The following is a 14,575-nucleotide window of genomic DNA, read 5'->3' as shown; positions in this document are numbered from 1 at the left end:
AAAACCGTCGTGGCAGCGATGTCACCGTGGGTTCAAATCCCACACCCACCGCCAGCTCAGCGAACGCGCTGATCAGATGGGGTGCCCCTCTTTGAGGGACACCCCATCGTCGCTCGCCCTGTCTCACCGTGAGCCCTCCTGCCACGACCTTGACCAGCTTGTGTGGCCAACCCGCGGCCAACCTGCGGCTGCTCTTACTTCGCGCCGACGCCGGCCATGGCAGCGACCTCGACGTCAGTTAGCCACCCGGTGGGTGCCAGAGATTCTGTCGAAGAGCCACCGTCCACCCTTGGGACCGGCACGATAGTGGTGTGGACTACGACTTGACACGCCTTGGAACACGAGAGTTCGAGCACCTAACGCAGGCCTTGGCCCTGAAGGTGCTCGGATCGGGTGTTCAGATCTTTGGCGATGGACCTGACGGCGGCCGAGAGGCAGAGTTCCGGGGCCAGATGTCCTACCCCCCACACCCAGTGAGGACGGGGCGTGGAACGGGCACGGGGTGCTCCAGTCCAAATTCTTGCAACGGCCCCGCGGGACCAGTCCAGATACCACGTGGTTCCTTGGGCAGGTCCGCGCGGAGCTAAGGCAATGGGCAAACAAAGAATCGAAGAGGGTTCGGCAAGGGGCCCTTCCCGAGTATCTTCTATTTGCCACCAATGTGGTTCTTTCGCCAGATCCCGTGGCGGGCGGAATTGATCTCTTTGAAAGCACCGTCGAGGAGCTCTTGGCGGAGCTTGAGCTACCTGTCAAGGCCGTCCACGTTTGGCATTTCGATCAGATCTCCCGTTACTTGGACATGTATCCGGGAATCCGTCAAACCTATGGCGCCCTAACCACGGCGGGAGATGTTCTGTTCCGCCTTCGAGAGCTTCTTGAGGGTACTGCCTCTGACCTTGGGGAACTGCTCGCTAACCACTGCAGTAAAGAGCTGTCAACGGATCAGTGGGTGAAAATGGGGCAAGCGGGAGATGCGGAGAATCAGCGTCTACCGCTTGATGAGATAGCCATCGACCCTACTGCATCATATGTGTCTTCCGACGGAACTCATAAAACTGTATCTGTTGTGCGACACATCTTGCTGCACGGTGATGCCGTTCTGCGTCCCAGTGTGCGAGGTTCTCAGGAAGCGCCATTCGTAGCTCTGATTGGCGGGCCAGGCCAGGGTAAATCAACCATTGGTCAGATCCTGTGTCAGGTGTACAGGTCGACGCTCCTAACGGATTCGATGAACCGCTTGGATGTTGAGACAGCAGAGGTAGTGGGGTCGTTCAATGGTGAACTGTCACGCATGGGGCTCGATGCTCCAGCCGCTAGAAGGTGGCCTGTGCGCGTGGACCTTAGTGACTATGCAGATGTCGTTGCGGGCGGCGAGGATCTAAGTATTCTGCGATATTTGTCGAATCGCATTAGCCTCCGCACGCCCGATATTACTGCAAGTCAACTGCGTTCCTGGTTGAAATCGTGGCCCTGGCTGGTCGTGCTTGATGGGCTGGACGAGGTTGCATCGCCTCAAGCGCGTGATGCTGTAATGGAGAAAATCAACGACTTCATTATTGATGCGCAGTCCGTCGATGCAGATCTTCTCCTCGTAGCAACTTCAAGACCGCAGGGGTATCGTGAAGAATTCTCGCACCGCCGCTACTTGCATCTCCGTTTGGAGAATCTGGATAGCGAAGGAGCCGTTGCGTATGCGGCCCAATTGACTCAACTGCGTCACCCGGGGGATCCGGAAACGGCGGAACGGGTGCTGCTGAGGCTGAAAGAGGCGAGCGAACAGGAACTGACTGCGCGCCTGATGACAACGCCACTTCAGGTCACCATTATGGCCATTATCTTGGAGCGTCGAGAGCGGGTTCCGCAGCAGAGGTACCGTCTATTCTCCGACTACTACCAGACGATCTACAACCGTGAGGCCAACAAAAGTGGCCCAGTAGCCAGGCTGATCGATGACTATCGAACCCCAATCGACCATCTTCATGAACGTGTCGGGCTCTTCTTGCAGGTGCTGGCGGAGCGTGAGGGAGATTCGAATGCTGCGATCTCGAAAGAAGACCTCTTCAGGATTACCGAAAGATACTTGAGCCTGAGTGGTGAGGGGTATGAGCCTGCTGTAGCGAGTGTATTGGCTGGGCGTATTGTTGATGCCGCCATGCATAGATTGATCCTGCTCGTGCCGCGCAAGGAGTATAGCGTGGGTTTCGAGGTCCGCAGCCTGCAGGAGTTCATGGCTGCGCGGGCCATTGTCACAGACGACATGGAGGAAACTTGCTTCTTCCTCAAAGGGATCGCGCCCTCTGCGCATTGGCGCAATACCTGGCTGCTGGCCGCTGGGCGTGTTTTCTATGATCGGCCTGGATTCCGGGATAGGATCGTCACGCTTCTTGATGAAATCCAAGCAGCCGATGAGCTGAGTCTGTGTGTGAAACCTGGATCATCGCTTGCGATCGGCCTACTGAATGACGACGTTGCGGCGAAAGCGCCTAGGTTCCTTCGTGGCTTCACCAGGCATGCGCTGGAAATGATCGAGGACCCTCTTAGTGAATTCGAAAGCGCGTATCTCGCCGCAGCCCTTTGGACCGTTGGCTGTGCGGATATGCCATCCCGAAATTCGATTGAGCAAGCGGTGTCCAAAACCGTTGCCGCCGGTGGGCACGGGGCGGTCAACGTATTGTCGCTAATTCATCATTTCTGGGAGGATGAGACCGGACCTTTCGCCTACCAACTCTGCAAACACCTGGACAGGGCTCAAGAGAACCAAGCGGACCTGGCGTCCTTCATTGGTGGTAAATTGCTCGGCCCGTCTTTCATCGTGTCTGGACTTAATGACCGATCGATCACGTTGGAGGAGGAGTCGCTGACTGAAGTTGTTGCCCCATACCTCGACCTTTCGGCGGTGCGCAACCCAGATCAAATCCGTGAGGATATTTTCGGGCACCTCAGCATTTCTTTTTACCGGTGTCCGGACGGCACGCGAGTGGCGCTGGGTTATGGCTCTGCTGGCGATTGGGGCAATCGTTCGGGTGCAGCTATGGGTGAAGAAGGAGTGGCAGAGGCAATTATTTCAGCATATGAAAACTTGCCTATTGAACTTTGGATGGTCCGATTTGTGCTGCGTGAGAGGTGTGAATGGCTCCAGGAGGCCCTACCCGTGGGTTTGTCTCTTCTCCAGTCGGCGAGTTGGTTCGAGGAACTTGCGGAATTGCTTGCAAGCGGACGTGACTGAAAATGCACTCGCCAGTCTGTCTTGCTAAGATCCCTTATTCTTCGGGCTTGGCGATAGCTTGCGGAGTGTCCAGATGGTCGTCGGACAGTGCCAAGTCGATTAGATTATTTGCCACCCGCTGCTGACCGCAGAGGATCTTTGCGTAGAATTTCCACAGGACCGCCACGCTGTGACCGGCACGACGCGCTACCTCCACCGGATCCACGCCGGCTTTGATCCAGAGAGAGACGCCAGCGTGCCTCAGGGCGTAAGGGACCTCGGCCAGCGGCGTCGCCACATCCTGGGCCTGCAGCGCCTGACGCCGAGCTTCGTTCCAAACGCGGGTGTACTCGTTCGAACCGACGCGCCCACCCTCGACGGCGCGGAACAGGCGTCCATCGGCGGCCAGACCCTCACTATCCAGGTGGCTTCTAAGGAGCTGTACGAGCGCCGGCGGCACGGGCACCGACCGGCTGGCCTTGCGCGCCCGCCGCTTGAGCCCCCGGTCGTCGTAGGGCGTTCCGCCGTCCGTCCAGCCCGCCCCAACCTCAGGACGGCTTCGGCGCAGGACCAGCTCCCCCCAGCCCGTCGACGGCAACTTGCAGTCGCCCTTGGCGAGGGCGGCCACTTCAGACGGGCGCATTGCGGCGTAGTACATGCACCCGAAGAACGCGTGGAGGTGCTCGCCGCGGGTGCCCTGGGCCTGGACGGCATCCAGGAGCCGACGGGCCAGCTCGGGCCCGGGAACGTACTGGAAGTCCACTTCGTCGTCGGTCTGCGGAGGGTCCCAGTCGACCTTGGGCAGCGGATTCGTGGGCAGGGTGTCGCATTCGACGGCGTACCGGAGAGCGTTGCTCAGGACGGCGCGCTTGCGCCTGATCGTGTTGTCCGCCGCGCGCTTGCCGTTAAGACGCCGGGAGATTGCGGCAAGAGCACGGCGTAGGTTCTCAGCCTCCGCGACCTCGGACACGCGGAGGGAATGGTTGGCCATCCACTCCAGAGCCTGGGCTGCGGGCGCCGGTGGCTGTTCGGCCTTCATGCGTGGGACGGCGTTCCCCTGAGGATCCAACGTCATCTGGAAGGCCCATGTCCGCAATGCCAGCCGCAGCACCTTCGGGTCGGGAGCCGACTTTCCGCTCGTGACGAGGGCCATGGTCACGTTCGTCATCGCCTCAGCGATGCCGACTCGGTGCTTGGCAGCGGCGTCCGGCCACTTCATGCAGACGTAGGCCCTGGCGTGCTCGAACCAGGTGGGCGACTTGAGCTGGCGAAGTTCGGAAACCGGCAGCCCGGACGACACGTCGAACTGCTCACCCTTGCGGACGGCCTCCATGAGTTGAGCGCGTCGACCGTCGGCCAGGGTCTTGGTCAGGAACGGGGCCTGGTGCTCCTCGCCCCCCACGAGCCATCGGAGCTGGTAGGGGGCGCTCTTGCTCTGGCGGGTCCGGATGCCCCAGATCCGTACGTCGTAGCTGTACAAGTCGACTCCGTTCAAGGGAAAGGGCCCCAGCCACCCTGGCTGGGGCCCGTGACGCCGGGCTTGGCTATGCGGCTGCGGCCTCGCATCCGGCCAGCCAGTCGTCCAGGTCGGACCGCCGGACACGGAGTTGCCCGTTCGGGAGCTTGAAGAGGCGGGGCGCATTGCCCCTAGCGCGCAGTCGGTAGAAGGCGGCGCGGCTCATGTCGATCTCGGTGAGGACTTCTGCCAGCTTGAGCATCTGGGGGCGGGCCATGGGTTCCACTCCTTGGCTTGCGGTGAACGGTGGCTGTTTCGCCAGTCGGGCGTGCTGTCCGAGCCCCGGATTTCTGCGTCATCGCGTCATCTGCGTCATTTGTGGGCCTGACCTGCGGTTTTGAGGTGACGCAGTGGGGGGCTGTGTGTCATCCGCTGTGTCACCCGGCGCCTTCGGGTCTCGGAGGTGATGACGCAGGTGACGCAAGATGACGCAGCCGTGGGCCGTCTGCGTCACCCGTGTATTGGCAGGTCACGAGCCGTTTCGGGGCTCGTGGTGACGCGGGTGACGCAACATCTCTTCTATTAGGAAAAAGAGCGGGGTGGTTTCTGTTGTGGTGCGCCCCCGCCCAAGGCGAAGAAGGGGCCGCCTCGCGGCGCGACCTCTCCGCCGGCGGCAAGCCGCCGGACAGGCAAGAGGAGCACCCCCCCCCGCCACGGCGGGGCGTGCTCCTCTTGCCCGTACAGGTGCGGCCCTGGGGGCGTGGGTCAGAACGCCGCTTCCTGCTCGCCCGGCGGCTCGGGGGCCGGTCGGGTCATCGCGATGTAGCGGGCCGCCTTCGTGCGGCCCCAGTCGACGAGGACGCCGCGGGCGGCGAGGGTGGGTTGCAGGCGCTTGAGTCGGTCGGAGAAGACCTTGCCGGTGGTGGGCCACCCTTTGGGCAGGGGACGGAAGTCCTCGCCCGCGTAGAGCTGGGTGACGGCGTGCAGCCACTCCGCCGACGTCATCCGGACCTCCTCGCCCGGCTCGGCGCCAGCAGCGTGCTTGAGGACGGCCTGCGCCAGGAGGTCACCCTCGATCACATCGTCGTTGAGCTCATCCAGGCCCGCCCGGTAGGCGTTCAGGGCTCCGAAGCCGCTCGCGGCGTCGAGCTGCGCGCACAGGTGCGCGAAGTCGGCCATGCGCAGGTCGGCGGGGATGTCGGTGTCGGCTGCCCGGACCTTGACGGTCAGGTCCAGGAGGGAACCGAGGATGACCGGCAGCACCTGCGCGTACTCCGCCCACAGCTCCGCTTCCGTCCGCCGAACCCGGGGCCGCACCAGGCGCAGCGGGAGGAGGCGTTCGGCGAGGTCGGGACGGATGACGCCCACGTCGATGCCGGTCAGCAGCAGGGGGCGGCGGTAGCGGGAGCGGTAGACGTCGCCGTCGCTGAACAGCGCCCGCTTGATGCTCTCGGCGCCGGTCACGATGCAGCACATCAGGTCGGACAGGTCCGGGGGCAGGTGCGAGAGGTTGTCCAGGGCGGTAATCCATCCGGCCGCGACGGCCGTGATCAGGTTCTCCTCGTCCTTCGGCGCCCGGCGCAGGTCGCCGGTCATCCCCTCCACGATCCGCATCAGCATGCGAGCCGCGGTCGACTTCCCCGCGCCCTGGGGGCCGGTGAGGAACGGCGCGGGTACGGGTACCGACGGCTCCAGGCAGCCGATCACCCACGCGATGGCCAGGCACTCGCTCTCCGCGCCGGCGAAGTTGCACAGCCGCAGCAGCGCATCGATGCCCTTCCCGTCAGTCTCCCTCTCGGGAAGAGGGAGTTCGCCGGTGAGCTGGGTGCGTCGCCAGCACACTTCGCGCGGGTCAGGGACGCGGATGTCCCAGCCGTTGGGGTGGATGCGGACGGACTTGCCGTCATCACGCCCCAAGTCGAGCCAGGTCGCGCCGTCGAAGCCGGGCGCCACCCGGATGTGGGTGGCCTGGACGTCCTGGCTGAGGGCGAGTGCTTCGATCAAGTCGAGGGCCTCCTTGAGTGCGGTGCCGTTGAAGGAGCCGATGCCGTCGTTGTAGAGGCCGACCATGAGTTCCTGCCGGTGGCTGCCGGTCGTGCCCTGGGAGCGGATCGGGCGGGCTACAGGGTGGCCGTTCTTCTGCGCGTAGACGGTGCCTTCGGTGGTGCGGAAGTACCGGAAGTGGTCCTGCGCGTAATCGGTGATGGTCTGCCGTGCCGGGTTCTTCTCGTCCTCGGGCACGGTCACACCCCCAATGCGGTGCGGGCGTTGGTCCAGGCGGCCTCGCAGTGCCGGGCGGACTCGCCCTTGCCTTGCGCGGCGGTGAACAGGCGTCCGGTGTGGGCCTCGGTCAGGCAGCCGCACCGGCCGTGGGCCGACAGCACGGCGAGGAACGTGCGGTACACGGTGGTGTGGATGGCTTCGGTCGCCGCAGTGATTCGCCGTTCGGCCATGGCGATCCCCCGTTCCAGGTAGGCGGGCGATCGGTGCGGGCACCGCCCGCCCCCGGCCGGTACCGCCACACTGACGGCGCGGGTCTGCCGGACGGTGGGTTCCTTCACCACGAGCGAGCGCACGATGTCCGGCAGCATGGCCATCGTTCCGGCGCCGGGGCCGCGCCAGCGGACGTAGGACATCGTGGACTTCACGTCGACCCCGGGGCGGACCCCGTTCTTCGACTGCATGGCGCCCCGGTAGACCCAGTGCTCGCCGCGCGTCGTAGGCACGACCGTGGTGGCGGGAAGGATCTGGCGGGCCCAGGTGACGGCCTCGGCGTCGTCCAGGTCCACCACGGTCAGACCGGCCCCGCCCGGGTGGTAGGCGACCGCTCCGGCCTGACGCCAGGCGCGGGCCCATGCCGGGCCGGTAAGGACGTCCGGGTCGGTGGTGGCGGCGCCCCAGGCGTGGCAGGGGGCCGGGCACCGGCAGGGGCCGGCCGCCTTCATGTGGGGCCGGTCCCCGCACGCCGAGCGGGTGCAGGCCGAGCAGTTCCCGAACGGCTCCTTACCCTGCCTCAGAGGCAGGACGGGCAGGCCGATCCCGGCGAGCCAGAGCGCGGTACGCAGGTGGGCGGGTAAGGCCGCCCGGTTGGGGTCTCGCGGGAAGTCGGTCGGGTGGGTCATGCTGGTCTCTCCAGTTCTTGCGTTCTGGACGAGAGCGGCCCCAATCATTGGCGTGAGTGGGGGCCGCTCTCGGCATGTTCGGACGGGTGAAACGGAATCCCTGCCGCCGAGCGGTCAGGGAGTCGTGGGCACCCCCTGCCGGGAGGCTTGTGGAGGGGGTTTTGGGGGTCTGACCTGCGGCGCCTCCCTGCCTCCCTGGCAAATCATTTCCGCAGGTCAAGTCCAGGGATGGGGGTCAGGGAGGCGGTCAGGGAGTTCTCCCTGCCTCCCTGACCCGTGCGGGGGGCGGCTCCCTCTACTCAGCGGCGGAAGCGGAACCCGTCTCGGGCCGGTTGGCGAGGATGCGGGCGACTCGTTCGCGGCCGATGACCATGCGTCCGTCCGACTTGTAGGGGGCGGCGGGGGTGCCGTCGAGGACGCGCTTGAGGTCGATGAACGACCAGCCGCCGTACGCCTTCGCGTTGAGCGCGGTGAGCCGCTTGAGGACGTCCTGCGTCAGGACGCGCGGCTCGGTGCCGAGGACGGTGAGGATGTCGGCGAGCGGGTCGAGGGCGGGCCCGTGGTCGACGGTGTGCGCGGTGGTGGTGACTCCGGCGCGCAAGGCCTTGGCCCGCTCGGCGATCAGGGCGGCGGTGTCGGTGTCGATGTAGTGCGTCCGCACGGTGATGGACGCCTGGCCGGCCGGGATGGCGATGCCGTCGGAGGCGACGACGACGGTTCCCTTGTCGAGACCCTGCCGCAGCAGGTGCGGGGCGGCGCCGCCATCGACGGCCTTGTCCCCCAGCGCCATGCGGGCCTGCGACTCGGTGCCCAGGGCGAGGGAGATGCGGGTGTGGGCGCCTTCGCGGACGAGCTTGGGGAGGTTCTGGTCGGTGGGGTCCTGGGTGCCCTCCTCGAGGATCACGTCGACGGCACGCCCCTGGTTGTGGATCTTCCGGACAGCCATGAAGTACCGGGACGTGGCCTTGGACCCGCCGTAGGGGCGCTTGTCCGGGCCGACGGCCGGGCACATGAACGCGACCTGCGCTTCATCCACGATGCCGACGAGCGGGGTGAAGACGGTGCCGGGCGGGGCCTGGATGCGGCGTTCCATCTCGGTGACCATGCCTTCGACCATCTCGGTGGCGGCGATGACGTGGTCGTCGGTCGGGCCCTGGATGAGGGTGGTGGCCAGGCCGTCGAACATGGCCCAGTCGCCTACGCCCTTGAGGTCGGCGATCCGGAACTCGACGGTCTTGTCGAGGGCCAGCCACAGGGCCAGCGCGCGCAGTGCGGCGGTCTTGCCCTGGTTCGATAGACCCGTGATGAGCAGGTGGCGCTGGTAGAGGCTCAGCGTTGCCGCGTCGCCGCGCAGGTCCTGACCCCACGGCGCCCTGCCCGTCTTGTAGTTCGCGGTCATGGTCTCGTCGGTGACCAGCGGGGACGGTCCGATCGGCTGATCGAGGGCGCCGGAGTCGGCGATCCACAGCCGGACCGTGCGGGCGGCGGCCGGGAGGGTGATGAAGACTTCGTGCTCGTGGCGGGCGAGGTTTTCGGCGAGCTTGCGGCGCCGTCCCTGGACTTCGGCGGTGGAGACGCCGGAGGGGAGGGTGACGTCGACTTCCACGCCGCATCCGGCGATGCGGATCGGGCCGAGCATCGCGGCCCCGGCGTCCCCCATGTCCTTGATGGCGCCCCGGAGTGGGGCGATACCGAGGTCGCGCAGGGCGGTGACGACGATGGACGGGGTGATGGGTGCTCCGGCGTCGTCGCGCTGCTGGGCGGGGAGCGTCCACTGCGGTGCGGTCTGCTGACGTCGGCCGACGCCCCACAGGGCCAGTAAGGCCAGCCACGGGCCGATCGTGAGCGCGGGCCCCCACACGACGGTGGCCACGACCACGATCGTGCGGATCGTCTCGATCACGGCGCTGATCGGGGCGAACAGCCACGAGATGTCCTTGTTGGCTATGGCCAGCACGATCCCGAGCAGGAGGAGGCCGCCGACGGTGAGGCCGGTGCCGACGGCCGCGCTTTTGGCGAGGTCGGGGGCGGAGCGGAGCAGGTCCATGCGGCGGTGGTGGCGGCCGGAGCGGAAGCGCTGCAGCCGGTCCTCCCACTCCTTGGCCTCCTCCCAGTTCCCGGCCGCTTCGGCGGCCCGGATCATCCGCTCGTACCGGGATCCGGTCCGCCCGTCCCACGTCCGCTTCGCCGTGATCCGGGTCCCGCCGATGACGTACATGCCGTGCCGGGCCACCAGCCGCGCGGCGGTGCGGGTGCGCTCGCTGGTGACGGCCGTACGCACGCCGGAGGCGGTGCGCTTCCACACCCGCACCGGCCGGACCGGGCCGACGGCGGCCGGGGCGGGGGTGGGGGAAGCCGCGGTAACGGTGTCGGTCGAGGTCGAGGGGTCTTTGAACAGGGGGACGACGTTGTCGGTCATGCTGGGGACTCCTGGTCCTGCTGAGAGGCGGGATGGTGGAGCCCGGGGCGGCCGGCGTTCTTTGGCGAGAGGACGGCCGCCCCGGGGCACAGCTACTTGGTCTTGCCGTTCTTGGCGCGGGCCTTGCGTGCGGCCTTCTCGGCCGCCGCCGCGTCTTTCGCTTCGCGCTTTTCGCGGTCGCGGGCGCCGTCGATGATCCGGTCGACCTTGCGCTCCAGGTCGCCGAGGTAGACGCTCTCCCCGGCGATGCCGCGCTTGGCCATCCGGGCGACGTACCAGCCCATCCGGGCGGTCTCACCGGCGGTGAACTTCGGGTCCTTCGCCATCACAGGACTCCATCTCCGGAGCCAGGCTGTCCGGCTCCCCTCACCACCCGCGCCGGGCGGGTGGATCGGGCAGCCGTCAGCGACGGCGGCGGGCCTTGCGCACGTTCTTCACGGCCTGTGTGCCGCTCGGGCTACCGACCGACTTCACGACCGTGTGGACGCACCAGCCGAGGACCAGGGTGAGGAAGGCCAGGAACGCGATGTTCGCGGCGATGGCGGTCAGGGCGGCGATCAGGAGCGGGCCGAAGTACACGCCGGCCGCGACCGCTCCGGCGCCGACTCCGGAGCCGAGGGCGATGCGCTGGACGGTCCGGTCGGGCGGGGCCTGGTGGATGTGCTGGTGGACGACCTGCGGCCCGGCGTACGCGGCGGGCAGCGTGGCCGGATCGGCGTAGACGTAGGTGCCGTCTGGCAGGCGGACGACATCGGCCTGACGGGTGGGTTCGGGCAGGGACTGCATGTGTGCTCCCTGAGGGTGGCCACTAGGTTCGCGGCATGGGGGTTATAGAGATCGAGGTCGATCCGCTGCCGTGCAAGATGTGCGGCCAGCTGCTTGAACAGCGCCGGTGGTGGACTCCGAAGCGGTTCTGCGGGAACTGGCACCGGATGAAGTACCGGGCCGGCCAGTTCCTCGCGTTCGTACTGGACCTGCTGACCTAGCCGAGAGCAGTCCGGTCGAAAGCGCGGTCGTCGGGGTAGGCGCACGGGACCCACATGCCGAGCGAGGCCGGAATGACGTATCCGGCGTCGGCGAGGCATTCGGGGCAGGTACGGCGGGCCGCATTGGCCTTGGCCAGCGCGGCGGTCTTGGCCGGGGTCATCGGCCGGACCGGCTTCGCGCGGTCGACGCGGTACAGGAACGCGGCCAGCGGCCCCCGACGGAAGCGCGGGCGCAGAACCTGACCGGCGATGTCCTGACCCCCCGGGCGGAGCCCCAGGGCCCGTAACTGCCGTCGGGTGGCGAGACCGTCAGGGGCCAGGCGCCAGGGGAAGGTGGGGAGCCCGTGGACTCTTCCCGTCGGATCGTGACAGTCGGCTAACGACAGGCTCATCCGGCCACCGCCGCCGCTTCGTCCCGCTCGCGTTCAGCCTTCAAGGCCTCCCGCACGATCCGGGCCTTGGCCGGGGAGGTACGCAGGGCCTTGCGGATCCCTTCACCGGTCAGCTTCTCGATCGGCCACGACTCCGTCAGGCTCCGCGCTTCGCCGAGCAGCTCGGCGTCGGTGCGGGTGGGGCGGGTCGATCGGGCTGCGGCCGGGACTCGACCGGTCGCCCGACGAGGACGCACCGACTCAGCCGCCGCGACGAGCTGCGGCCGGGCCTCGATCGACTCCATCGGGATGGTGGGGGAAGAGTCCACCTCCCGCCCCGGCCGCGGTAGCTCGACGTGGGGTTCGCCCTGCTCAGGGGTGGACTGATTTACGGTGATCTGTGCCGATTCTTGAGTGGTCGGTTCGATCGGGGGCTTGTGGTGGAGGACCTTGGCGACGAGGTCGGAGCCGAAGTAGATCGACCCGACCGGAAGCGACGTCGCCAGCAGCACGAGCGCCCAGTTCGCCGGATCCCAGTCGGCCAGCCGAGTCCAGTCGATCGACTCGGCGTGCAGCTCGGGCAGGAGCCCGTGAACGTAGTTCAGGACCAGCGACGCGAGCGTGTACGCGGCCAGGACCCGCAGGGCGAACCGGCGGGCCTCGTCGGTCAGGACGAGGGCCGCGACGAGGGCCAGGGCCATCAGGCCATCGACCACGAACGGGTAGAGAGTGGCTGCCGCGTCGTCCGCGCCGATCGCCCGGGCCACATCTCGCAGGGCGTTCCAGGAGACCCGGAAGGCCATGGCAACCACGACGACCAGCGCGAGGACGAGGGCGGTTTTGGCCTTGCGGTTCATGCCGCGTCGCCGGAGGACGGGAGGTGCGCGGCCCGGTTCTCCAGTACGGTCCGCTCCGCCATCATCCGCCGGCGGGCCCGGCGGAGCCGCTGCTTGTCCACCTCGGTGGGCGTCCGGTCCAGCGTCATGATCTGCGCGTCGAGCAGGTCGCGTTCCGCCAGGATCAGCGACAGCTCCTGCTCGATCGCGTTCAGCTCCGCGTCCGACGGCTCCAGGCCGTCCGACCACGGGGTAACGAGGTTCTGAAGTGCGGCGATGGACAGCATGTGTCTTGCTCCTTCGCGAGAGGAACGGGACTCAGCAGCCCCCGGCGTCCTACCGCCGGGGGCTGCACGTCGTTGTGGGTGAAGCGGGAAGAACTCCGGCTCCCCTCGACTCCACCCGTGCGAGACGGGTGGAGGAGGCAACCGGCCGCCGAGAACGGCGCGGAAGGTTGAGCGGTACGTATGTCTCCTTCAGGTCCAAGACCTGGCGCAGGCGTATGGAGACGTGACCTTTCGGTCTAAGCCCTCCGGTAAATGACAAGGCGCCGGGTTCACCTCCCCCCGTCCAACGCGGGGCTCCTGTCGTAACTCCTACACTCGACTACTCATGTGCAGGAGTTACGACTAAGAGAGTGCTGTACTCCTGTAGAGGAGTCAAGCATCAGGGTTAGTGATTGCCTTGCCGGTTGGCTCAAATGTGGCGGGTCGTCAGTCTCCGGCAGGGATGCGGTACTCCAGAACGAACTGGTCAGCACTCATGAGGGTGTCGCAGACCTCCACCACTCGACCTGACTCGATTTGGGCGTCCCGAGTGAGGTGGATGATGGGCGCGCCTGGGCTCAGACTCAGTGCGGTCTGCTCTTCCTTGGTGGCCAGGCGGACGCGTACGGTCTCCCGGAACTCCACCAAGAGATCCCCCTGCTCTTCGAGGCGGGCGTAGATCCCTCCCGGCCCCGGGTTCTCCTCCCTGAGCTGCGGGATGCTCTCGGCCAGATCCCAGGGCAGATACGAGGTGGCCTCCTCTGTGGGGATGCCGTCGCTGTAGTAGAGGCGGCGGCGTGCGAGGACTTTGGTGCCCGCCGGCAACCCGAGGCGGGTGGCGACCTCGGCCGGGGCGTCGGTCTGCCCTACGAAGAGCACCCGAACGCTCGGCTTCGCCCCAGCCTGCTCAGCCTCTGCCAGGTACGCGGCCTTACCCGCCTTCCTGTGTGACCGACGGAAGCGGTCGCTGGACTTCCGCTGCACCGGCGGGGCTTTCCGGACGAACGAGCCGCGCCCGTGGTGGGTGTCGACCAGACCGCGAACCCGCAGCTCAGTCATGGCCTTACGGACGGTTCCCTGAGCGACCGAGTAACGATCCATGAGTTCGGACTCGCTCGGCACCTTCGCCCCGGGGCGGAGCTTCGCCTGTGGATCCCCTAGGGCTTCCTGAATCTGCTGGCTGAGGTCGTCCGCAATCTGGAGGTAGCGGGGGCGACCTGCGTCACGTGCTGTCGAGAGAGGCATACTCTGCTGATTCTCCTAGACTCATGTATATGACTAACGCTACCGCCGAGAGGCCGTTGCACTCCGTCTCGGTCGCCGGAATCGTCATCCGGGATGACGGACGCGTGCTCGTGATCCGGCGCGCCGACAACGGGGCTTGGGAGCCGCCGGGCGGCATCCTCGAACGGGATGAGCGGCCAGAGGACGGCGTGCTGCGCGAGGTAGTCGAAGAAACCGGGATCACCGTCGAGGTGGAGCGGCTGACCGGCGTCTATAAGAACCTCACCCTTGGTGTGATCGCTCTGGTCTTCCGGTGCCGACCTACCGGCGGGGTAGAGCGGCTGTCTGATGAATCAACGGCGGTCCGCTGGCTCACGCCCGACGAGGTGGAGCAGTCAATGAAGGAAGTCTTCGCCGTACGCGTGGCAGATGCCTTGGACGGCACGGTGCCGCACGTCCGGTCACACGACGGCGTTCGACTGCTTGCGGTCTGAGGGTCAGGCGCGCGTGAGGACTCGTGATCGACATGCCGAATGATCATGGCTCTGGCCAACCTCTGGCCAACGTGGCTGCCAGAGAGCGGACGTGAGAGCCAAAGGGCCAGGTGGGGGCATGGGGGAGTTACGCCACGCGATCGGTCTTGAAAACCGTCGTGGCAGCGATGTCACCGTGGGTTCAAATCCCACACCC

General features: G+C 66.5%; 14 protein-coding genes. 3 read left to right on the top strand and 11 right to left on the bottom strand.

Annotated features, from left to right (window positions below; genetic code table 11):
- Positions 1–502 precede the first annotated feature (502 nt).
- Positions 503–3,226, top strand: coding sequence for an NACHT domain-containing protein (locus tag ACFWW8_RS36980; RefSeq protein ID WP_386536916.1), 2,724 nt, complete (start codon positions 503–505; stop codon positions 3,224–3,226).
- A 34-nt stretch (positions 3,227–3,260) separates the two neighbouring features.
- Here ACFWW8_RS36980 and ACFWW8_RS36975 read toward each other — a convergent pair whose 3' ends face one another.
- The 7 genes from ACFWW8_RS36975 to ACFWW8_RS36945 all read right to left on the bottom strand — a co-directional run bounded on the left by ACFWW8_RS36975 (position 3,261) and on the right by ACFWW8_RS36945 (position 10,988).
- On the bottom strand, positions 3,261–4,685 hold the full coding sequence (locus ACFWW8_RS36975; RefSeq protein WP_386536914.1) for a tyrosine-type recombinase/integrase: 1,425 nt from the start codon (positions 4,683–4,685) through the stop codon (positions 3,261–3,263).
- Positions 4,686–4,749: 64 nt separating this feature from the next.
- On the bottom strand, positions 4,750–4,938 hold the full coding sequence (locus ACFWW8_RS36970) for a helix-turn-helix transcriptional regulator (protein ID WP_384126386.1): 189 nt from the start codon (positions 4,936–4,938) through the stop codon (positions 4,750–4,752).
- Positions 4,939–5,426: 488 nt separating this feature from the next.
- Positions 5,427–6,902: an ATP-binding protein gene (locus ACFWW8_RS36965; protein ID WP_386536918.1), complete on the bottom strand. Its 1,476-nt coding sequence runs from the start codon at positions 6,900–6,902 to the stop codon at positions 5,427–5,429.
- 2 nt (positions 6,903–6,904) lie between these two features.
- Positions 6,905–7,783 (bottom strand): bifunctional DNA primase/polymerase, encoded by an 879-nt coding sequence (locus ACFWW8_RS36960; protein ID WP_386536910.1) that lies wholly within the window; start codon positions 7,781–7,783, stop codon positions 6,905–6,907.
- Between the two features lie 295 nt (positions 7,784–8,078).
- Complete coding sequence (locus ACFWW8_RS36955; protein ID WP_386536907.1) at positions 8,079–10,202, bottom strand: FtsK/SpoIIIE domain-containing protein; 2,124 nt, start codon at positions 10,200–10,202, stop codon at positions 8,079–8,081.
- Positions 10,203–10,294: 92 nt separating this feature from the next.
- Positions 10,295–10,528, bottom strand: coding sequence for a DUF6257 family protein (locus tag ACFWW8_RS36950; RefSeq protein ID WP_386536904.1), 234 nt, complete (start codon positions 10,526–10,528; stop codon positions 10,295–10,297).
- 76 nt (positions 10,529–10,604) lie between these two features.
- On the bottom strand, positions 10,605–10,988 hold the full coding sequence (locus tag ACFWW8_RS36945; RefSeq protein WP_386536901.1) for a DUF6251 family protein: 384 nt from the start codon (positions 10,986–10,988) through the stop codon (positions 10,605–10,607).
- A gap of 35 nt (positions 10,989–11,023) precedes the next feature.
- Between ACFWW8_RS36945 and ACFWW8_RS36940 the strand changes: the two genes are divergently transcribed.
- Complete coding sequence (locus ACFWW8_RS36940; protein ID WP_386536898.1) at positions 11,024–11,188, top strand: hypothetical protein; 165 nt, start codon at positions 11,024–11,026, stop codon at positions 11,186–11,188.
- On the opposite strand, the gene ACFWW8_RS36935 is transcribed toward ACFWW8_RS36940, so the two are convergent.
- The 4 genes from ACFWW8_RS36935 to ACFWW8_RS36920 form a co-directional block, all read right to left on the bottom strand.
- Positions 11,185–11,580, bottom strand: coding sequence for an RRQRL motif-containing zinc-binding protein (locus ACFWW8_RS36935; RefSeq protein ID WP_386536895.1), 396 nt, complete (start codon positions 11,578–11,580; stop codon positions 11,185–11,187). The genes ACFWW8_RS36940 and ACFWW8_RS36935 overlap by 4 nt on opposite strands.
- Positions 11,577–12,416, bottom strand: coding sequence for a DUF2637 domain-containing protein (locus tag ACFWW8_RS36930; RefSeq protein ID WP_386536893.1), 840 nt, complete (start codon positions 12,414–12,416; stop codon positions 11,577–11,579). The genes ACFWW8_RS36935 and ACFWW8_RS36930 overlap by 4 nt, the downstream gene beginning before the upstream one ends.
- Positions 12,413–12,682, bottom strand: a complete 270-nt coding sequence (locus ACFWW8_RS36925) for a DUF6284 family protein (protein ID WP_386536890.1) — start codon at positions 12,680–12,682, stop codon at positions 12,413–12,415. Before ACFWW8_RS36925 ends, ACFWW8_RS36930 begins: the two co-directional genes overlap by 4 nt.
- Positions 12,683–13,108: 426 nt before the next feature.
- Entirely contained in the window at positions 13,109–13,906 is a 798-nt protein-coding gene (locus tag ACFWW8_RS36920; RefSeq protein WP_386536888.1) for a GntR family transcriptional regulator, read from the bottom strand.
- Positions 13,907–13,935: 29 nt separating this feature from the next.
- Between ACFWW8_RS36920 and ACFWW8_RS36915 the strand changes: the two genes are divergently transcribed.
- Entirely contained in the window at positions 13,936–14,379 is a 444-nt protein-coding gene (locus tag ACFWW8_RS36915) for an NUDIX domain-containing protein (protein ID WP_384126419.1), read from the top strand.
- The last annotated feature ends 196 nt before the right edge of the window (positions 14,380–14,575 follow it).

The sequence above is a fragment of the Streptomyces sp. NPDC058701 genome (assembly GCF_042715295.1).
Classification (GTDB): domain Bacteria; phylum Actinomycetota; class Actinomycetes; order Streptomycetales; family Streptomycetaceae; genus Streptomyces.
This window is presented reverse-complemented; position numbering and strand designations above follow the sequence as displayed.